13 protein-coding genes are annotated in these 20,759 nt (G+C 44.1%); 5 read left to right on the forward strand and 8 right to left on the reverse strand.

Annotation, left to right across the window (positions count from 1 at the left end; translation table 11 throughout):
* The first annotated feature begins 61 nt into the window (after window positions 1-61).
* Entirely contained in the window at window positions 62-1,564 is a 1,503-nt protein-coding gene (locus ACSLUR_RS15695; protein WP_448556123.1) for a tryptophan halogenase family protein, read from the forward strand.
* A 54-nt stretch (window positions 1,565-1,618) separates the two neighbouring features.
* Window positions 1,619-3,127, forward strand: coding sequence for a tryptophan halogenase family protein (locus tag ACSLUR_RS15700; protein ID WP_448556125.1), 1,509 nt, complete (start codon window positions 1,619-1,621; stop codon window positions 3,125-3,127).
* A 55-nt stretch (window positions 3,128-3,182) separates the two neighbouring features.
* Here the strand turns inward: ACSLUR_RS15700 and ACSLUR_RS15705 are convergent, their stop codons facing one another.
* Both ACSLUR_RS15705 and ACSLUR_RS15710 read right to left on the reverse strand, forming a co-directional pair.
* Window positions 3,183-3,839 carry a hypothetical protein gene (locus tag ACSLUR_RS15705; RefSeq protein ID WP_448556127.1) on the reverse strand — a complete coding sequence of 219 codons (657 nt, stop codon included), beginning with the start codon at window positions 3,837-3,839 and terminating at the stop codon, window positions 3,183-3,185.
* A gap of 186 nt (window positions 3,840-4,025) precedes the next feature.
* The gene (locus ACSLUR_RS15710; protein ID WP_448556129.1) at window positions 4,026-5,819 is read right to left on the reverse strand and encodes an alpha-amylase family glycosyl hydrolase; all 1,794 of its coding nucleotides are present in this window, start codon (window positions 5,817-5,819) and stop codon (window positions 4,026-4,028) included.
* Between the two features lie 538 nt (window positions 5,820-6,357).
* Between ACSLUR_RS15710 and ACSLUR_RS15715 the strand changes: the two genes are divergently transcribed.
* Together ACSLUR_RS15715 and ACSLUR_RS15720 are read left to right on the forward strand one after the other, a co-directional pair.
* Window positions 6,358-7,992: an alpha-glucosidase family protein gene (locus ACSLUR_RS15715; RefSeq protein ID WP_448556131.1), complete on the forward strand. Its 1,635-nt coding sequence runs from the start codon at window positions 6,358-6,360 to the stop codon at window positions 7,990-7,992.
* A gap of 829 nt (window positions 7,993-8,821) precedes the next feature.
* Window positions 8,822-11,425, forward strand: a complete 2,604-nt coding sequence (locus ACSLUR_RS15720; protein WP_448556133.1) for a TonB-dependent receptor plug domain-containing protein — start codon at window positions 8,822-8,824, stop codon at window positions 11,423-11,425.
* Between the two features lie 128 nt (window positions 11,426-11,553).
* Here the strand turns inward: ACSLUR_RS15720 and ACSLUR_RS15725 are convergent, their stop codons facing one another.
* Complete coding sequence (locus tag ACSLUR_RS15725; RefSeq protein ID WP_448556135.1) at window positions 11,554-12,813, reverse strand: multifunctional CCA addition/repair protein; 1,260 nt, start codon at window positions 12,811-12,813, stop codon at window positions 11,554-11,556.
* 137 nt (window positions 12,814-12,950) lie between these two features.
* Here ACSLUR_RS15725 and ACSLUR_RS15730 point away from each other — a divergent pair, with 137 nt between their 5' ends.
* Window positions 12,951-14,612 carry an AAA family ATPase gene (locus ACSLUR_RS15730; protein WP_448556137.1) on the forward strand — a complete coding sequence of 554 codons (1,662 nt, stop codon included), beginning with the start codon at window positions 12,951-12,953 and terminating at the stop codon, window positions 14,610-14,612.
* A gap of 13 nt (window positions 14,613-14,625) precedes the next feature.
* On the opposite strand, the gene ACSLUR_RS15735 is transcribed toward ACSLUR_RS15730, so the two are convergent.
* From ACSLUR_RS15735 to leuA, 5 genes are read right to left on the reverse strand one after another with little or no spacing between them, the layout of a single operon-like run.
* On the reverse strand, window positions 14,626-15,870 hold the full coding sequence (locus ACSLUR_RS15735) for an HD-GYP domain-containing protein (RefSeq protein ID WP_448556139.1): 1,245 nt from the start codon (window positions 15,868-15,870) through the stop codon (window positions 14,626-14,628).
* 41 nt (window positions 15,871-15,911) lie between these two features.
* Window positions 15,912-16,508, reverse strand: a complete 597-nt coding sequence (gene leuD, locus ACSLUR_RS15740; RefSeq protein WP_116001159.1) for a 3-isopropylmalate dehydratase small subunit — start codon at window positions 16,506-16,508, stop codon at window positions 15,912-15,914.
* Window positions 16,509-16,518: 10 nt separating this feature from the next.
* Complete coding sequence (gene leuC / locus ACSLUR_RS15745) at window positions 16,519-17,958, reverse strand: 3-isopropylmalate dehydratase large subunit (protein ID WP_448556142.1); 1,440 nt, start codon at window positions 17,956-17,958, stop codon at window positions 16,519-16,521.
* A 10-nt stretch (window positions 17,959-17,968) separates the two neighbouring features.
* Entirely contained in the window at window positions 17,969-19,066 is a 1,098-nt protein-coding gene (leuB, locus tag ACSLUR_RS15750; RefSeq protein ID WP_116001157.1) for a 3-isopropylmalate dehydrogenase, read from the reverse strand.
* Window positions 19,067-19,106: 40 nt separating this feature from the next.
* Window positions 19,107-20,678: a 2-isopropylmalate synthase gene (gene leuA, locus ACSLUR_RS15755; RefSeq protein WP_448556314.1), complete on the reverse strand. Its 1,572-nt coding sequence runs from the start codon at window positions 20,676-20,678 to the stop codon at window positions 19,107-19,109.
* Between the last annotated feature and the right edge of the window lie 81 nt (window positions 20,679-20,759).

Consider the following 20,759-nt stretch of genomic DNA (forward strand, 5'->3'; position numbering starts at 1 on the left):
AAGCAGTCTAATACAATAACGTCAATATATGATGAACAACTCAACGAAAGCGGAATCTTCAATGTTACATTCTCAACCCATCCAAAAAGTCGTCATTTTAGGTGGTGGCACCGCGGGCTGGATTTCAGCAGCCTTACTTAAAAAGTTACTTGGGGAGGCAGTTGCCATTGAACTCGTTGAGTCTGAAACTATAGGCACAGTAGGGGTTGGTGAAGCCACGATTCCCCCGATTCAAGTGCTTAATTCTGTACTTGGCATTAACGAGGCGGAGTTTTTAAGGGAAACCAAAGCAACCATTAAGCTGGCTATTCGTTTCGAAAATTGGAAACAACAAGGTCACCAGTATTACCACTCATTTGGGGCGATTGGCAAAAGCATGGCGTTTTGCCATTTTCATCATTTGCTTAAACGCGCTGGCGGTTTAGATGACGAATCTCAGCTGTGGCAATACGACTTAAATTACCTGTGTGCAGAAGCAGGCAAGTTCGCCAAGATTAAAACTAAAGACCCGATTATTGATATGCCATACGCCTATCATTTTGACGCGGGATTGTATGCTCAGTACTTGCGAAAGTTTAGTGAAAAGCTGGGCGTTGTTCGCACGGAAGGTTTAGTTGAACAGGTTGTTCAATGTCAGCAAAGCGGCAATATTCAAGCGCTTGTATTAAAAAGTGGGCAAAAGGTGACCGGTGACTTGTTTATCGACTGCTCAGGTTTTAAAGGCTTGCTGATTCAAGACACCTTGCGCACTGGCTACGAAGACTGGAGTCATTGGCTACAGTGCGATAGTGCGCTTGCTGTGCCATCAGAGCGACATGAAAAAACGGCACCTTATACCCGTTCAATCGCGCATAGTGCTGGCTGGCAATGGCGTATTCCACTGCAGCATCGAAACGGTAATGGCCTAGTTTACTCAAGTAGCCATTATTCTGCGCAAGAAGCCGCTGATATTTTGATGAGCAACTTAGACACTAAACCGCTTGCCGATCCAAAACTCATTCGCTTTCAAACCGGTCGCCGTTATCAACAATGGCATAAAAATGTGATTGCCGTTGGCCTTGCTAGTGGCTTTTTAGAGCCGCTGGAGTCCACCAGTATTCATTTGATTCAGTCGGCCGTTGTGCGTCTAGTGCACTTGTTCCCACACCAAGGCATTACGGCGGACATTGTTGATGAATACAATAAACAATCGAAAGTTGAGTTTGAGCAAATTCGCGACTTTTTGATTCTGCATTATCACGTTACAGAGCGCACTGATAGCCAGTTTTGGCGCGATATGCGAGCAATGGAAATTCCGGATAGCTTGCGCCACAAAATTGCTTTGTTCCAAGAGAATGGGCGTTTGTTTCGCGATCAAAACGACTTATTCTTGGAAAACTCTTGGCTTCAGGTCATGGTGGGGCAGGGCATTATTCCCAAAGATTACCATCCCACGGCTAACAGTATGTCGCTTGAATACATTGAAGAGACGTTGAAAAAAATCAAAGCGATTAAAGCCGACCCGGTCAGTAAGCTACCATCGCATGATGAGTTTTTAGCTCACTATTGCAAATTAGGAAAATAGCGTCAGTTAGAAAATCAGTGGTAGTTAACAAAATAGCGAGGAGTTGTGCACTCAATGAATAAGCCATTCAATATCGTTATTCTAGGGGGCGGTACCGCAGGCTGGATGGCGGCTAATCTATTTGCCAAGCGCTGGGGCAATAAGGTGAAAGTGACCTTAGTGGAATCTCCTGACGTTGGTATTATTGGCGTAGGCGAGGGCTCTACGCCAAGCTTGAAACGCTTTTTTGAAATCTTGAGCATTGAAGAGCACCAGTGGATGGCGCGTTGTCAGGCAACTTATAAACTCAATATTCGTTTTAATGATTGGTCTCCAGCATCCGGTATTACCAGTTATAGCCACCCATTTCCTGCACAAGTAGACACATTCACTAAGCGCGCCTTTATGGTGAATGCGCAAACTCGCCGAATGGGCTTAGACACGCATATTCAACCGGAAGACTTTTTACTTAATGGTGTCCTAGCGCGTCAAGGGAAAGGGCCAAAGGTAGGGGCGCACTTCCCCTTTAAAATGGAATACGGTTATCACTTTAATTCAGCATTACTGGGGGAGTTTTTAGCCGAGTATGCACAGGGACTTGGTGTTGATTACCAGCAAGCGCATATCGCTGACATTACCCGTTCAGAAAATGGCAATATCCATTCACTTGTTACCGGCCAAGGTGAAGCTATTTCCGCTGATTTTTTTGTTGATTGTACCGGCTTTGCTGGCTTGTTAATGGAAAAAACATTAGGGGTAGGTTTTAACTCCTACAAAGAAAACTTATTCAATGATGCCGCAGTCGTACTGCAAACACCTTATTCGTTAGAGCAGGCTGCTCAGATTCCCGTTGAAACAGAGTCGACGGCATTGTCGGCGGGTTGGTGTTGGAAAATTCCTTTAACAGAGCGCTTTGGCAATGGTTATGTCTATAGCCAAGACTTTATTAGCGCGGAGCAAGCAGAGCAAGAATTTCGACAACACCTTGGTGTGTTAGATGACAATGTTGAAGTTCGGCATTTAACAATGAAAGTCGGGCAACTGAATCAACACTGGTCACATAATTGTTTGGCGCTTGGCTTATCACAAGGCTTTATTGAGCCACTTGAAGCAACAGCGCTACACCTTGTGCAAGTGAGTATTGAGCTGTTTATGCAAAAACTTGAAGCAGGGCAGTTTAGTGCTCAATATCAAGCAGAATATAACGAACTCGTTGCAGAGCGATTTGAACGAGTGCGCGATTATATAGTTGCACACTATAAACTGAATACTAGAAACGACAGCGAGTATTGGCGAGCTAACCGAGACAATATGAAGCTTTCTGAGTCGCTAAAAGAAATTCTTCACGTTTGGTATAGCCGAGGCGATATTGCTAAAGAGATTGCACGACAAAATATTAGTAGCCATTTTGATGAAATCTCATGGCATTGCTTATTGGCAGGCTATGGCGCATTTCCGCCGTTACACCCAAATCAACCTGGTAAGGGAGACTTATACCAAGAAAAAGATATCCAAGCCTTTTTGGCTGGATGTGCGTTGAATTTTGGTTCGCATCAGGAAAATTTGAAATTTTCGCTCAAATAGCTAATTAGTTGTAAGAAAAGACAAGGACGATTTGGCGTCCTTGTCATATAGCTAACTACGCGGGAAAACTAAAAACGTTTGTTTTAAACTCGTCGATGCAGGTATTGGCTGCGATTTTCAATTCTTGCTTAATTAATGCCGCATTATTATCTAACAACTCATCATGTGATGGTGCTGTATCAATGTTTTCTGGCACTCTTGAGCAAAAGCCTTCGGCGATCACACTTTCTGTTTTTGTGTCGAATAATCTTAGCTTAGCACTATAAATGACTCGGTAGTTATCCCAGTCACTTGGATAATAAACGAAGCTCCAGTTAACAGTTTCAACGTCAAGAACTAAATCAGACCCTTGAAACTCCTCTGATATTTTTTTACTTTTACTCGTAGTTACGTTCTTGCTTTTTCCAAGCTTAAAGCCGTAGTTTTTTGTAAGTTCCTTGGCTAACTCTCCTTGAATATAACTGGCGGGGTCTTCGATACTGTTCTCCTCAACGATATCGTTACCGGCAGCTATCATAGCTGCGGCTCCCACCAAAGCGAACATGGCTTTACCTGCCGTCATGGCAGCAAAATCAGGCTTTTCTCTTTTGGTTAGCGCCAAGTTGTTTGGGTTAAGCTGCTTCAAGTCCTGCTGGCTTATTCTGACATTTTTAGTGCTAACACAACCCGAGAGTATGGTTACTACCGAAATAAGCATAATCATTTTTTTCATTATTTAAATTCCTTTTAGACTGTCATCGCTATTGTTATAGCTAACTTATTGATATCAAGAGTGTAAGTGGAACGCAACTGGTTTTATAGCTTGAATTTTTAGTGGCAAGTTAGGAAGGAGATTGAGAGCAGGGAAAATATTCTTGATAGTCGACGAATTGCGCCGACTATCGCAAAGGGTTAACGGTTAGTTATTTAACTTATATATCGCTACACTTAATGGTGCCATATTAATGTTTAGCTGATTGCCTAGCATACCTAGTTCTGCTTTAGCTGACTCGTAAACTAAATGGGTCACTGAACTACCAAGTGACATACTTGCTTCGCCATTGGTATTAGCAGTGTTGAACGCTACCAAATATTGCTCGCCCGATGGCAGCGTGCGCGTAACGGCAAATATCTCAGCCTTATCATTGCTATAAACAACTTGTTGCTGACCGTAGCGCAATACCGGATGAGCTTGATAGATTTCTGCCATTTGCTTAAGCGCTAAATACAAAGGGTGTGATGGGTCAAAGTTATCATCAGCGGTGGTTTTATCTGTACCTAACAAGTCATCATCGTTATAACTCGCCACTTGCGATGGCATCATATCTTGGCGTGAATCATGGTTGCCGCCGTCACCAACAAAGCCTTGTTCTGTGCCGTAGTAGGTCACAGGGATACCACGCAGGAAGTACATCATTTGATGGGCTAACGTTAAACGCGCAAGCTTTTCTGACTCAACGTAGTTGTGCTCGCTTTGCTGCAAATACCAAGCGAATCGGCCAAAGTCATGATTACCGACAAAATTAAGTAGTTGGTTTTCGTCGCTATCGTGATCGCGATATTTAACATCTTGTGCAAATAAATTCGCTAATTCACTTGTACCTTTTTGGTCAACTAAAACGTTTCGAACCGCAAAGGCAAAGCCAAAATCGAGTACCGATGGCACTTTGCCTTCGGTGGTAAATCGACTTAATACATCAGGGTTACCATCGAAGACTTCACCAAACATAAAGAACTTGGGCAAACCTAGCGATTTTGCATGCTCAACTAGGGCTGGCGAGAATGCTTGCCAAAATTCAATGTTTACGTGCTTAACGGTGTCAATTCTAAAACCGTCGGGCTTGAATTCGGTGATAATGTCTTTGAATACCTCTGTTAAACCCGCCACTACCTCTGGATCATCAGTATTAATATCGTCTAAACCAAAGAAGTCGCCATAAATAGAATTTTCACCTTGGAACGTAGAATCACCTTGGTTGTGATAGTACTTAGTGTCATTTAGCCAGCTAGGTACCTTTAGATTTTCCATACCATCTGGCACAAACGGTGTGTACTTATCGCCTGCGGCAACTTGTGTCAACGACTTGTATTCACACTGCTGTTCGCCATCAGAAAAGGCAATTTCGCCTTCACCATGGCATTCTTTATAGCGAATTACATCAGCTGTGTGGTTGGTAATAATATCGAAGAATACTTTAATGTTCTCATCGTGTGCGGTATCGATAAAGCGCTTTAAATCAGTGTTTGTGCCTAGGTGTGGGTCTATTTCCGTGAAATCGAGCACCCAATAGCCGTGGTAGCCAGATACATCACCTTGCACTGCTTGATTGCGCAAAATAGGGGTTAACCAAATGGCGGTAATGCCCATTTCTTTTAGGTAGGGAATTTTGTCGGTTAAGCCTTTTATGTCACCGCCGTGATAATAACTTTTGCTGGTTTTATCAAAGCCGCCACGTGAAATTGCAATGGTCTCGGAGCCTAGGTCATTGGCAGTATCACCGTTGTGAAAGCGATCCGGCATGACAAAGTAAAACACATCATCTTGGATGTCTCGGGTTAAGTAGTGCGTTAGCGTTGAAGTGTTTTCTTGCTCCACAATCGCAGTGTTATTATCGCTTTTGTTCGAGTTATTTGAATCGTTACAGGCGGATAGTGCTAGCGTTACGCTCAAGGCCAAGCTTGAGAGGACGAGAGGCTTGTTAAGTTTCATCATAATGGCGTCGATTAGTTGTTATTTATTTTGTATTTTATACCCATGCTACTTCAAAGTGCTTGTTTCAGTTGGAATTAAAAGCGGTTTAGGCAAGGCATTGATTACAGAGAATGGTCCTCCCCTTGTCAAAATCAATAACACAGCATAAATCGCTTTTAATCCAACCCACTTTTTAAGGTAGAGAAGGCGCTTCACTGGAACTCACTCTCTGCGTTGCAGCTTATTGAAAGGGAGTGACCATTCCTGCAAACTGCGCCTTGATATTGAGTCCCTGTGGCAGCGCTGAAGTCAAGCATCTTGAAGTGGCATGGGTATAGCACCAAATTATCGCGTCATTACCTGTTTGGAAACAAACTACATACGTATGCAAACTATATTGTTGCATACACTGGCTTGCATACGTATGCAGGCCGTTCACATCACTTGCTAGATACCAGATACTGAGCACCATCTATAACTAACAATTGTTTATAGCGAGCCTAGAATGTAGGGGGAAGCTGTACTTCTGAGCGCGTAATGTAAACATCATGGGATTCTCATGCAGCAACAACCTTGGTGGCGCGGCGCCGTTATCTATCAAATTTATCCTCGTAGTTTTATGGATGCCAATAACGATGGCATTGGTGACCTGCAAGGTATTATTGCCAAACTTCCTTACATCAAAAACTTAGGTGTCGATGCCATTTGGATTTCACCGTTTTTTAAATCACCAATGAAGGACTTTGGTTACGACATAAGTGATTACCGTGATATTGATCCTATGTTTGGCACTATGGCTGACTTTGATGAGTTAATGGCTGATGCGAAAGCAAAAGATATTAAAGTGATTATCGACCAAGTACTTAGCCATACATCAGATCAGCACCCTTGGTTTTTGGAAAGTCGCGAGAGCCGAGACAATGCCAAAGCTGATTGGTATGTGTGGGCTGATGCCAATCAAGACGGTTCACCGCCGAACAATTGGTTGTCGATTTTCGGTGGCGTAGCTTGGCAGTGGGAGCCAAGACGTCAACAGTACTACTTGCATAACTTTTTAACGGAACAACCCGATCTTAACTTCCACAACCCTGAAGTACGCAAGCATGTGTTAGATAACGTCGAATTTTGGTTGAAAAAAGGCGTTGATGGCTTCCGTTTAGATGCGATTAACTTCTGTTTCCACGATAAGTTATTGCGCGATAACCCAGCCAAAGCGATTGAAGATCGCAAAGGTCGCGGCTTTAGTGAAGACAACCCTTATGCCTTCCAATATCACTACTACAACAATACTCAACCAGAAAATGTTGAGTTTATGGAAGAAATCCGCGCCTTAATGGATAAGTACCCAGGTGTGGTGACACTAGGTGAAATTTCCTCTGAAGATTCACTGCAAACCATGGCTGAGTACACCGAAGGCAATAAGCGTTTGCACATGGCGTATAGCTTTGAGTTGTTAACGGAAGATTGTTCGCCGAAATACATCCGCGACACCATTGAAGAATTAGAAACCAATATGGCGGACGGTTGGCCGTGCTGGGCAATCGGTAACCACGATGTACAACGTGTCGCAACGCGTTGGAATAAGCATGACAAAACCAAAGCAAATCCCGCTCAGGTAAATATGTTCAATGCGATGTTAGCTTCGCTACGCGGCAGTGTGTGTAGTTATCAAGGTGAAGAACTCGGTTTGGTTGAAGCTGAACTAACCTTTGACCAGTTGCAAGACCCTTACGGCATTACCTTCTGGCCAACGTTTAAAGGTCGTGACGGTTGTCGTACGCCTATGCCATGGCACACTAATGAACAGCATGGTGGCTTTACCAATGCTGAGCAGCCTTGGTTGCCAGTTGTTGATAGCCAGCTTGCCAGTGCCGTTGATGCTCAGCAAGGTGTTGCGGGTTCAATGTTGAGCCGTTATCAAGGCTTTATGGCGTGGCGCAAACAGCAGGGCGAATTACTATACGGTGATATTGAATTCCTTGAAGCGAGCGATAACGTGCTAGCCTTTACTCGTGAATTTGAAGGACAGAAAATACTTGCGGTATTCAATTTTTCAGATGCTGCTCAGTGTTATCAGTTGGGTCAAGTACAATTGCTTGTGCAACTATCAGGACATGGTTTCGATACCGTGCAAGCAGATGAAAAGCAAGTTGAATTACCAGCTTATGGCGCCGCATATTTCCGCCTAAAATAGCGAATTTAGCGGTAATTTGTCCGAACAAATTGTTGATTAAACGGTTTCGTATAAGCCCTTTATAGCGTGCTATAAAGGGCTTTTTCATTTCTGTAAGTTCACGATTAACATTTATAGGTCGCTTACTGGTCACTGGCAAAAACAGCACCTCTCCCAAATATCAATTCCATTATTGGAGCTTTTATCTTGTTGAAGTGGCTTTATGTCAATTTGATTGATCAGTAGAGCCTTAATATATGCATTAAGTAAACAGGCATATTTGTACGCTAATTTCCCGATTGAATTCGATTAGTAGTGAGTGATTAGTGAACAAGTATATTCGCCATTAACCTTACTTTTATCATGGAAATATCTCCTAAGTGGCAGAAATGTAAGTTAAAATTCACATTGTAATTTAGATGTTAATTTGGCTGCTGCTCACTAATTCAGGCTGTTTTTTGGCCTGCTCAAACACAGGTTTTAAACAAAATTTGAAAAATTTTTTTGTAATCTCTTATACGAAATTGTTCGCATAGTACGCTAACCCTGTTTAGCCTCTAGACACTGATAGCGCTAGCTTTGAATGATTTATGTGCAACGAATCATGTTCCGTATTTTTCGTAGATACTCTTGCTAGCTGAACAGAATTCATCCATTTTCCCCATACCCTCTCTTGTAAAGCCATATTAGCTGTTTTATAAATAATTGAACTTAGTCGTTTTGTGTTGCTGCGTTTAGCCGCTAATCACTAGCTAAGCAAAATAATTAAGTGCGCAAAGACGCACTCAAAAAACAAAACACATAAAAATAATTAGTTAAAAATAACTATAAATTTTTGGAAGGAAATAACATGTCTACTACATTCCGTGCTGGCGCATTAGCCTTAGCCGTGGGCGCTGCGCTGGGTACAGCTCCAGCCTACGCGTTCGATGATGATGCCGCCGTTGAAGAAGTTGAAAAAATCGTTGTTGTTGGCTCTCGTGCTGCGCCACGTTCAATCGCCGACTCTGCTGTTCCCGTTGATATTGTTGGTGGTGATGAGCTAGGTAAGTCCGCTTCGAGCGATATGCTTGATCAACTAGTAAGTTCAGTACCGTCGTTTAACGTACGTGCTCAACCTATTTCAGATGCTGCTACGCTAATTCGTCCAGTGAATTTACGTGGCTTATCGTCAGATTCAACCCTAGTTCTTGTCAATGGTAAGCGTCGTCACCGTGCATCAGTTATCGCCTTCCAAGGTGGTGGTGTTAACGATGGTGCCCAAGGTCCAGATATTTCAGTTATCCCTTCAGTTGCATTAAAGCAAGTGGAAGTGTTACGTGATGGTGCTGCGGCTCAATACGGCTCTGATGCAATTGCTGGTGTAATGAACTTCGTTTTAAAAGACGATGCCGATGGTGGTTCACTATCAATTAAGCGTGGTGAATTCTACGAAGGTGACGGTGCAACAACGACTATCGACGGTAACATCGGTATGCCATTTACTGATGATGGCTCAGTTAACTTAAGCTTCCAATACAAGCAAGCTGATGCAACCAGCCGCTCTGTGCAACGTGCCGATGCTCAAGGCATTTTTGACGCTGGTAACACGGCAATTCAAAACCCTGCACAAATCTGGGGTAACCCAGAAATTGACGACGATATCACTTTGTTTGGTAACGTTAAGTTAGATTTAGGTGACGACAAAGAATTCTACCTATTTGGTAACTACGCAGAGCGTGACGTTACTGGTGGCTTCTACTATCGTAACCCTCATAACCGCGGTAACGTATATTCAATTGATGGTGGTCAAACGCTATTAGTGGGCGATGTTGGTTTTGCAACTGACGGTGTGCCAACTTGTGCATTGTCTAACGCTTATGCGGAAGCCTTCCTAGGTGGTGATGGCAGCTCATCAAGTGTTTCAGCAAACGTTGGTAACGTATTGAATACGCAGGCGTATCAAGATTTAGTAGCTGATCCAAACTGTTTCTCAATGAACCAAATTTTCGAAGGCGGTTACACTCCTCAATTTGGCGGTAACATCACGGATACCTCACTAACTGCAGGTGTCAAAGGTGATATTCAATCTGGCTTCTTAGAAGGCTGGTACTTTGATTTAAGCGGCTCAGTTGGTCGTAACGAATCTGATTTCTTCTTGAAAAACACCTTAAACCCGTCACTTGGTCTAGCGACTCCAGTTGATTTTGATACTGGTAAATATATTCAGTTAGAAAAAACCTTCAACTTTGATTTAGTTAAAGGTGTAGATATCGGTTTAGAAGAACCATTAAACGTAGCAACCGGTATTGAATTCCGTGAAGAAAGCTTTGAAATTATTGCAGGTGAAGAAGCGTCTTGGGTCGCTGGTCCATATGCAGAGCAAGGCTTTAACATCGGTTCACACGGTTTTGCTGGTTTCTCTCCAGCAGCGGCTGGACGCAACGATCGCCGTAACTGGGCAGCTTATGTTGATTTAGAAGCATACTTAACTGACGACTTTATGGTTGGTGGTGCACTACGTTGGGAAGACTTCAACACCTTTGGTAGCACAACTAACTACAAATTAACGGCGCAATACTCGTTAACGGAAGAGGTGTCATTACGTGCTTCAACAAGTACTGGTTTCCGTGCACCAACGGTTGGTCAAGCAAACGTGGTTAACACGGCGACATCACTTGTGAACGGTGAGCTAATTCAAAGCTTCTTAGCGCCACCAACAGATCCTCTATCTTCTTTCTACGGTGGTCGTGAACTAGACCCAGAAGAGTCAGAATCATATGCAGCGGGTCTTGTTTACTCATCAGGTGATTTCTTCTTAACGATTGATGCCTACAGCATTGAAGTAACTGACCGTTTAGCGCAGTCTAGCCAAATTGACGTATTGCCAGAAGATTACGACGAGTTACGTGCACGTGGTGTACAAAACCCTGAGTTAATTTCTGCAGTAACGTTCTTCGCGAACGATTTCGATACTACGACTCGCGGTGTTGATATTGTTGCTAACTACTCAATGTCGTTAATGGGCGGCGATACGCAATTCGCGCTTGCTTATAACTTCAACGAAACGGAAGTAGATGAGTTCAACCCTGAAACGGTTAGTGAAGGTAAAGTTCGTCGCTTAGAAGAAGGTATGCCAGATCACCGTGCAACCTTCACGGTTAGTCAAAGCTGGGATGAGGTTGCTGCTTTTGTTCGCTTGAACTACTTCGGTGAATACTACGCTGTGCATGCTGATGATACATCAGACTTGTTCTCAGAGACTGCTGATGCGGCAGTAACGGTAGATTTAGAAGCTAGCTACTTTATTAATGACATGTTCACTGTATCAGTTGGTGCAAGTAACATCTTTGACCAAGAAGCAGAAGAGCTGCAAAACGGTGTTCCTGAGATCTTAGGTGCGCAGTACTACGAAAGTGGTCCATTCGACTACAACGGTGGTTTCTACTACGCGAAGTTAACGTACAACTTCTAATTCTGTCACCACTCCCTTTTAAACCCTGCCTTGGCAGGGTTTTTTTATGCCTACTGCAAAAAAGAGTAGAGAAACGATGATAGCCACATAAGAATAGCTTTTAGGCAATTCTGCTGAAACCGGGGACGTTAGTTTAGCTTTGCCAATAATTCGGCCTTTTTCTCTGCGATTGCGTTGATTCTAGCGGCAGTCATCGCCTCTTTAATTGCTTTACCTTGCAGGCCTTGTTCAACGAAAGGTTTAGCAATCACTTGTTTACTCACATTAGCTAACTCGGCGATATAATCTGCTTGTGGGTAATCATTATGCTCTGCGCCCATTCGGCCTAGGCTATCGGCTTGGCAAACGAGCAAAATATTCGCTAATAGCTCAGGTTTACGTTGATACTCACATTGCTCTAGCAGTTTTAATACTGTGCTTGGCTTAAGCTCAAATGCCCGATGCACATTAAGATGAAACTGTGAGACTTTAGCTGCTAACAGTTTGTAGTCATTAGGTACTTTTAAGCGGGCCGCGACTTGCTCTATGACTTTGACGCCTGCCAGTTCATGACCATAATGTTTTGGCCATTTTGCTTCGGGGGTTAAGCCTTTGCCTAGGTCATGACAAAGGGCTGCAAACCTCACTTTCGGATCAGCTGACATCTTTACCGCTTGTTTTAGCACCAACATAGTATGCTCGCCTGAACAGATTTCTGGGTGATGCTCGGCGGGATTAGGAATGCCCCACAGTTTATCTAACTCGGGCCAAAGTTCTTTTAAAGCACCACAGGCTCTAAGCACCTCAATAAATACTTCCGGGTCAGGCTCAGTTAGTGCCCGCTCCATTTCCTTCCAAACACGCTCTGCTGATAATGCCTTCAGTTCACCACTAGTTGCTATGTTAGTCATTAGCGCTAGAGTGTCATCGGCAATGGTAAAACCGTACTGGTGATATCGAGCCGCGAAGCGAGCAACGCGCAATACTCGCAGAGGATCTTCACTAAACGCAGGTGAGACATGGCGAAGAATGCGATTGTTGAGGTCTTGCTGGCCGTGATAAGGATCGATTATGTCACCATTTGGTGCTTGTGCCATGGCATTGACGGTTAAATCACGACGGATTAGATCTTGCTCTAAGGTAACATCAGGCTCGGCGTAGCAGATAAAGCCAGTATAACCTTGCCCTTGCTTACGCTCAGTGCGCGCTAGGGCATATTCATCTTTTGTTTCAGGATGCAAAAATACAGGAAAGTCTTTACCGACTTGTTGAAAGCCTAAATCAAGCATTTGCTGTTGGCTGGCGCCCACTACCATATAGTCGTGTTCGACCACTTTACGGCCGAGTAATTGATCGCGCACTGCGCCGCCGACCAAGTAGACTTCTAAGTCAGCTAGTTTAGTTACCATAAGCTAATTGAATTTCAATGATTTTACCTAAATTACGGTGGCATCTTACCATGAATCAGGCGGATGCTTGTATGGCCTTTGACTTATGCTGATTGAGCAGGTAGTTTGAGCGTGTAATTAACCAACGTATTGGCTTCATGTACACAAGTTTTTTTGGTCTTAATGATATCCCGTTTTCGATAGCACCTAATCCTGATTATCTATTCTTAGGTGATCGCCATAAGGAAGCCTTGTCGCACTTGAGCTATGGCTTGGGTGATACGGGCGGTTTTGTTTTACTAACCGGTGAAGTAGGAACAGGGAAAACCACCATTAGTCGCCGTTTACTGGAGCAGTTACCAGAAAACACCCAAGTTGCCTTTATTTTAAACCCGACGCTGTCTTGTTTAGAGCTATTGGCCACCATTTGTGATGAGCTTAAAGTTCGCTATAAAAAAACAGGTACCACGCTTAAGTACTTAACCGACAAAATTCAGCAAAAGCTGCTGAGTAATCAAGCAGAAGGCATTAATACTTTACTGATTATTGATGAAGCGCAGCATTTGCAACCGGAAGTGCTAGAACAGTTAAGGCTGTTAACTAACTTAGAAACGAATACCAAAAAGTTGCTACAGGTGGTGTTAATTGGCCAGCCAGAGCTACAGCAATTGTTGCAACGTCGTGATTTACGCCAATTAGCGCAGCGCATTACCGCCCGTTATCATTTGCTGCCATTAACGCGCAAAGAAGTCGCGCTTTATATTAAACACCGTTTGACGGTTGCAGATTGCCATCGTCAATTGTTTAAACCAAGCGCGATTGCCTTAATTCATAAAATCTCAAAAGGTATTCCACGGCTAATTAACTTACTCTGTGATCGCGCCTTGGCCACGGCGTATGGTAATAATGACTCAGTGGTTAACCGCAAAACTGTACTCACTGCCTCTGAGCAAGCGTTAGGTAGCGAATTTCACTTAACGCCATGGTGGCAGAAAAAATCATTAATCGCAGCGAGCATTGCGGCAAACCTAGCGATTGTGGTTGCTGGTGCCTACTGGTTTGGTGGCTACTATCAGACACAAACTCAAACGGAAACAAGTACTGTAAATGAAGCAGCTAATGAAGTGGCTAATAAGGATCTAAGTAGCAGCAACGCTAAGTTATCCAGAGATAAAACAGCCGATGAAAATAGTAGCGAGCAAGCTACACTGGTTGAATCGAGCGAGCTAGCGCAACAAAATCAGATCGATACCGTGTCTGTAAAAGTGCAAGATGTATCGCAACTGAGTTCGCCTCAGTCAACACAACCGGAAGTATTACCGGCTCAAGTAGCACCAGCTCAAGTATTGACAGTTAATGCACAAAACGGATCGTTGAATAGTACGAGTAATCGCGAGCAAACGGCTGAACATAATTTACAACCTCAATCCGCACCTGAGCCAATGCAAGTGGCTAAGCAAAATTTGGATTTTGATTTAAGCCAGCTAGAAGGAGTGTCGCCAGAGTTACTCGCCAAAGTTCAGCAGGCGGTAGATGATACCGAACAGCAACAACAGCTGTTAGCGCAAGCCGTAACTGAATCGCCGGTGCCTTCGCTATTAGATATGCCAACGCATATTCAAAATAAAGTACCAGCTATGACCTTTGAGGTTCATATTTTTGCCACTGATGGCAATGGTTGGGTCAGGGTCAATGGTCGAGAAAGATATGAAGGTGATGTAGTCGCTGGCCGTGTGGTATTGGCGCAAATCAATCAAGAAGACGTTGTGCTAGAGCTTGATGGCCAACAGTTTTCACTGCCAGCCTTAAGCTCTTGGTAAGCGTCTTACATTACTATGCTTCAAACGCCGTTTTGAAGAAGCTCATTAGATTTAGATTAAATTCTTCTGGGCGAATGCATTTGTCGATTTGGTCGCGATATTTCGACTTGCTTAAGTCAATATCTTCAATTGGGATAGTTTGATTTAAGCGAGCGTTATAAAACACTTTAACAATAGGGTGGGTTGGCTTGTCTTGGTTAATTTCTGAAATTAAGCCAATTTTACCACTGTTAAGCTGAACGAGCGTACCAACTGGGTAAACCCCTAAGCACTGGATAAACTTCTCAACCAACTCTTCATCATAGGCGGTTGATGATTCTTGGGTTAAGGTTTTAAACGCTGCTGTTGGGTGTATCGCCTTTTGATAACAACGATCTGAAATCATTGCACCGTAGCTGTCGACAATCGCCATCATTTTGCCGTACTTGCTAATGTCTTCGTCTTTTAGCTGTCGAGGGTAGCCACTACCGTCAAGGCGTTCATGGTGTTCGCGAATACAGGTCATTGCAATGTGAGAAATATGCGGTGTGTCTTCGAGTATTTTAGCGCCCAAAGCAACGTGAGTTTGCACTAACTTTTGCTCTTTATCGTTAAGCGCACCAGGCTTATCTAAAATATCGTTTGGAATAAACACCTTGCCAACATCATGCAGGAAAGCGCCCAAGGTAAGTTGCTCAATTATCTCGCGATCAAACTTTAAGTGCTTGGCAAAAATCGCCATTAAAATAGAGCAATTTAACGCATGCTCAGAAAGGTAGTCACTTTTAGAATGCAGGCGTGAAAGGCAAGCCAGCGCATCTTGATTGCGAAATATTGAATCGACCATGGCGTCGGTGGTTTCACGCACTTCTTCTGCGTCCAGCGAGCGATCGGCTTGAACCGTGCCAAGAATCTTCTTCTGTAAGTCTTTGGCATTACCGTAGAGTGACTTAGCATTTTTAAGCTCGTCTTCCAGCGATACCACTTTGTGTTTACCTACTTTATTAAGCTTGGTTAGTGGGCTAGAGGTAATGTTGGGCATGACCTTATCAATTTGCTCGGCCGCTTTTTGTTTAGCGGGGTCGATAATCAGCTTTTTGATGCCGGCCGCTTTTAACTGCATTACTTTGCTGGCGCTAAGTACGTAACCTTCAGACTTTAGAATAAAGCCCTTATCTTGAAAGGAGATAGATTTAACATACATACCAGGTCGAAGCTGGTCGATGTCGATTTCGGTGAATTTACTTGAGTTGTCGTTAGCTAACGGATCACTTGGCATCTGGCACTCTTTAATGCAGGAGATGCCAAGTGTGGTAAAGGTTATTGCCAGCTTGCTAGCTTACCTTCATAGGCTTCAATGGCATCGATTTTCTTTAATGTCCAACCAACACTGTCCACGCCGTTTTCCAAACAGTATTGATGGAATTTATCTAGGCTGAAAGTGTAGCAGGTCTCGTTGAGCGAAACTTTATTATTAACTAAATCTACCGTCAACGATTTTGTGTCGCCGTTACATTGTTGAAATAATTCGTTAATTTCTTCACTGCTCAGTTTTACCGGCACGATACCAATATTTATACAGTTGGCGTAGAAAATGTCGGCAAAACTTGGTGCGATAATCACCTTGAAACCATATTCCTGCAATGCCCAAGGCGCATGTTCACGACTTGAACCACAACCAAAGTTTTCACGAGCAAGTAAAATACTTGCCCCCTGATATTGTGGCGCGTTTAAAATAAACTCAGGGTTAGGTTGAGTACCCTCAGCATCTAGGTAACGCCAGTCGTGAAAGGCGTGTTGGCCAAAGCCAACGCGCTCGGTTTTTTGCAAAAACTGTTTAGGGATAATTTGGTCGGTGTCAACGTTAGCAACATCTAAGGGGACGACTAAACCAGTATGGGTTGAAAATTTTTCCATGATAAGACTCCTAGTGTTGCTGGTCTGACTGAGTAGCTAAATTTGCACTTAGGTCGACAAAGTGACCTTCAATTGCCGCCGCTGCTGCCATTTCTGGACTCACTAAATGAGTGCGGCTACCACGGCCTTGGCGGCCTTCAAAGTTACGGTTCGAGGTAGAGGCACAGCGGTCACCTTCAGCTAGCTTGTCATCATTCATGCCTAAACACATAGAGCAGCCCGGTAAGCGCCATTCAAAACCTGCTTCGGTAAAGACTTTTGCCAAACCTTCTTGCTCTGCTTGTTCACGTACACGGTATGAGCCAGGTACGACAATGGCATCAACCGTTTTCGCGACTTTTTGCCCTTTCGCGCTATATTCGCGAACAATGCTGGCAGCAGCGCGTAAATCTTCAATACGTGAATTGGTACAAGAGCCAATAAAGACCTTGTTAACTTCAATGTCAGTAATTTTAGTGCCAGCCTCTAAGCCCATGTAGGCTAATGCTTTGGCACAAGAGTCTTGCTCCACTGGATCGCTAAAGTCTTGTGGCGCAGGCACTGTACTATCAACCGAGGTTACATGGCCCGGTGTCGTGCCCCAAGTCACTTGCGCTTTAATTTCGCTGCCTTCTAGTACCAGTTCGGCGTCAAAGGTCGCATCGTTATCCGTTTTTAGCGTTTGCCAGCTGGCTACCGCTGCGTCCCATTCGTCTAGCTTTGGCGCATATTCTTTGTGCTGTAAGTAGTCGAAGGTAGTTTGATCCGGGGCAATTAAGCCAGCTTTAGCGCCAAACTCGATGCTCATATTACAAATGGTCATGCGTTCTTCCATCGATAATGCGCTAATCGCATCACCACAGTACTCAACCACATAACCCGTTGCGCCCGCGCTGCCAGTTTTACCAATAATGGCAAGGATAATATCTTTCGCGCTAATCCCCGGTGCTACTTGGCCGCGTACTTCAATCTTCATGGTTTTCGCTTTGGTTTGGCGTAGCGTTTGTGTCGCTAACACGTGTTCTACTTCGGACGTACCAATACCAAAAGCTAATGCACCAAATGCGCCATGGGTGGCTGTGTGTGAGTCGCCACAAACAATTACTTGGCCAGGTTGGGTAATGCCTAATTCAGGCCCCATAACATGAACGATACCTTGGTTTTTATGGCCCATGCCGAAAAGTTTAATGCCAAAGTCTTCACAATTCTTTTCTAACGTACGCAGCTGATTGGCTGCGCCTTCACCGGCTGCGTCAATCGCTACTGAACGCGTCGAAATATTGTGGTCCATGGTCGCAATCGTTTTGTCAGGGCGACGCACTGGGCGATCATGGAATTTTAAGTTAGCAAATGCCTGTGGTGAGGTCACTTCGTGAATTAGGTGACGGTCGACATACAACAAAGGTGTTTCACCGGGAGTATCGTCAACCACGTGACGTTGCCATAATTTCTCGTATAAAGTAGTAGCCATGGTGAGTGTCCTATTGTGCTGGTGCTGCTTGAATTGCTTGGCAAATAAAGTCGCCAACTTCTGCGGTGCGTTTCGCTAAATGTTTTTGCTCGGCTGGTAACAGATCTGCTGTTAACACCCCTTCATCTAGGGCTTTTGCTACCGCAGCTTCAATTGCATCTGCTGCTGCCCCTTGGTTTAAGCTGTAACGCAGCATTAGCGCTGCTGATAAAATTTGGGCAATCGGGTTAGCGATACCCTGGCCAGCAATATCAGGCGCACTGCCGCCAGCTGGCTCATACATACCAAAACCAGAAGAGTTTAGGCTTGCCGAAGGTAACATGCCCATTGAACCTGTGATCATGGCACAAATATCAGACAAAATATCGCCAAACAGGTTAGGGCACAGCATGACATCGAATTGGTTTGGATCGCGTACTAACTGCATTGCAGCGTTATCAACATACAAATGCTCTAACGCCACGTCTGGGTAATCTTGTGCCACTTCGTTGACCACTTCACGCCATAAAATACTGGTCGCTAACACGTTGGCTTTATCAACTGAGGTAACTTTGTTGTTACGTTTCTGTGCAGCTTGGAAAGCTAGATGAGCAATGCGGCGAATTTCTTTACGGGAATAAATCATGGTATCAAAGCCAGATTCTTCTTCGCCTTCACCTTTACGGCCTTTCGGTTGACCAAAGTAAATATCACCGGTCAGCTCGCGCATCACTAAAACATCAAAACCTGATGAAGCAATATCGCTACGCAATGTCGAAAGGCTTGCTAGTGCCGGTTGCAGTGTTGCTGGGCGCATATTACAAAACAATTCAAAATGACCACGTAAGCCCAATAATGCACAGCGCTCTGGTTGCTCTGTTGGTGGTAAGTTTTCCCACTTAGGGCCACCTACTGAGCCAAACAAAATAGCGTCTGCTTGTTCACAACCTTTAACCGTTGCTGCTGGTAGGGCTTCGCCGTGATTGTCGATAGCACAGCCGCCAACATCATAGTCTTGTGTTGATAATGGGAAATTAAATTTATCCGCAACAGCAGCAAGCACTTTTTTGGCTTCCTGCATTACTTCTGGGCCGATACCGTCGCCGGCTAAAATTGCAATGCTTGACATCTTTCTTCCTAACTATATTAATTCTATTAACTTTATAAATTTATTTACTTTCGCTTGCGGCAGCTTCTTGATTGGCTTTTTGCGCGCGAATCGTTTGAATTTGTTGAGCGCGATAAATCGCATTTAATGCTGAAACCAGTGCTTGGCCTGACGCTTCAATGACGTCAGTATCGATACCATAGCCGTGGAAATTACGGGCTTGCCAATTGACTACTAGATTGGCGACACCTAAGCCGTCTTCACCAGCACCTTTGTTAGAGATTTTGTAATCGGCCACTTCAATATCAACATCGATACACTTTTTGATTGCTTGGTACAACGCGTCAACCGGGCCGTTACCGGTTGCTGATTCGGTAAATACTTCATCACCAATCGCTAACTGCACGCCAGCAGTGGCAAATTGACCGCTGCCCGCTTGCACATTTAAGCTTTCGATGCGGTAGTGCTCTTTTTCATCTTGCTGTTGAATATTGAATAACAAGGCTTCTAAATCATCATCAAAGACTTGGCCTTTTTTGTCGGCTAATTTTAAGAAGTCTTGGTACAAGGTATCTAAATCAAAGTCATCGGCTTGATAGCCTAAACTCTCCATGCGGTGTTTAATTACATGGCGACCACTGCGTGAGGTTAAGTTTAATTTCGTTTTCGCGATACCGACACTTTCAGGTGTCATGATCTCGTAAGTGTTAGATGCTTTTAACATGCCATCTTGGTGAATACCTGAAGAATGGCTAAAGGCATTACTACCGACAATCGCTTTGTTCGGCTGTACTGGCATATTGCACAAGTGGCTAACTAACTTTGAAGTTTTTGCGATCTCTTGGTGGTTGATGTTTGAGTGCACGCCTAGTAAATCGGCGCGGGTTTTCATGATCATCGCCACTTCTTCTAACGAACAGTTACCAGCACGCTCACCAATACCGTTAATAGTACATTCGATTTGACGTGCACCCGCTTGCACCGCCGCCATCGAGTTGGCAACGGCTAAACCTAAATCATTGTGACAATGCACAGAAATGCGCGCTTGGTCGATATTGGGCACGCGGTTGAATAGCGTTTCGATGATGCCGCCAAATTCATGGGGCAGGGTGTAGCCAACGGTATCAGGAATATTGATGGTGTTGGCGCCTGCTTTAATTGCTTGCTCAACCATACGACATAAATTATCGATTGGCGTGCGGCCAGCATCTTCACAAGAAAATTCAACGTCATCAGTAAAACGACGGGCAAATTTCACCGCATGGATGGCCATGGCTTCGACGTCAGAAAAGTCTTTACGTAACTTTTGTTGAACATGCACGTCTGATGTGGAAATAAAGGTATGAATGCGAAATTGATCAGCAACGCTTAGCGCATCGGCACAAGCTTGAATGTCGGCTTCGACCGCACGAGATAAGCCACAAACAATGGAATTTTTTACCGTTTTGGCAATTTGCTGCACTGAGTTGAAATCACCGGGTGAGGAAACAGGGAAGCCAGCTTCGATAATATCTACTCCCAAACGCTCAATCGCTTGAGCTATTTGAAGTTTTTCATGCACGGATAAACTGGCGGTTAATGCTTGTTCGCCATCGCGTAATGTGGTGTCAAAAATGATTACTCTGTTATCCATCATTCTTTCCTCTATATCCTTAATCGGCCTTTGCCTTGTTTGTGTTTCTAGTTGCTGTGCAACCCCATCAAGCTAAACAGG

The organism is Thalassotalea montiporae (assembly GCF_053485855.1).

What these genes read in the sequence shown, in the direction of transcription:
- ACSLUR_RS15695 (WP_448556123.1), top strand. Translation starts at nt 62, where the DNA reads ATGTTACATTCTCAACCCATCCAAAAAGTCGTCATTTTAGGTGGTGGC.
- ACSLUR_RS15730 (WP_448556137.1), top strand. Translation starts at nt 12,951, where the DNA reads ATGTACACAAGTTTTTTTGGTCTTAATGATATCCCGTTTTCGATAGCA.
- ACSLUR_RS15710 (WP_448556129.1), bottom strand. Translation starts at nt 5,819, where the DNA reads ATGATGAAACTTAACAAGCCTCTCGTCCTCTCAAGCTTGGCCTTGAGC.
- leuB (WP_116001157.1), bottom strand. Translation starts at nt 19,066, where the DNA reads ATGTCAAGCATTGCAATTTTAGCCGGCGACGGTATCGGCCCAGAAGTA.
- leuD (WP_116001159.1), bottom strand. Translation starts at nt 16,508, where the DNA reads ATGGAAAAATTTTCAACCCATACTGGTTTAGTCGTCCCCTTAGATGTT.
- ACSLUR_RS15700 (WP_448556125.1), top strand. Translation starts at nt 1,619, where the DNA reads ATGAATAAGCCATTCAATATCGTTATTCTAGGGGGCGGTACCGCAGGC.
- ACSLUR_RS15735 (WP_448556139.1), bottom strand. Translation starts at nt 15,870, where the DNA reads ATGCCAAGTGATCCGTTAGCTAACGACAACTCAAGTAAATTCACCGAA.
- leuC (WP_448556142.1), bottom strand. Translation starts at nt 17,958, where the DNA reads ATGGCTACTACTTTATACGAGAAATTATGGCAACGTCACGTGGTTGAC.
- leuA (WP_448556314.1), bottom strand. Translation starts at nt 20,678, where the DNA reads ATGGATAACAGAGTAATCATTTTTGACACCACATTACGCGATGGCGAA.
- ACSLUR_RS15705 (WP_448556127.1), bottom strand. Translation starts at nt 3,839, where the DNA reads ATGAAAAAAATGATTATGCTTATTTCGGTAGTAACCATACTCTCGGGT.
- ACSLUR_RS15720 (WP_448556133.1), top strand. Translation starts at nt 8,822, where the DNA reads ATGTCTACTACATTCCGTGCTGGCGCATTAGCCTTAGCCGTGGGCGCT.
- ACSLUR_RS15715 (WP_448556131.1), top strand. Translation starts at nt 6,358, where the DNA reads ATGCAGCAACAACCTTGGTGGCGCGGCGCCGTTATCTATCAAATTTAT.
- ACSLUR_RS15725 (WP_448556135.1), bottom strand. Translation starts at nt 12,813, where the DNA reads ATGGTAACTAAACTAGCTGACTTAGAAGTCTACTTGGTCGGCGGCGCA.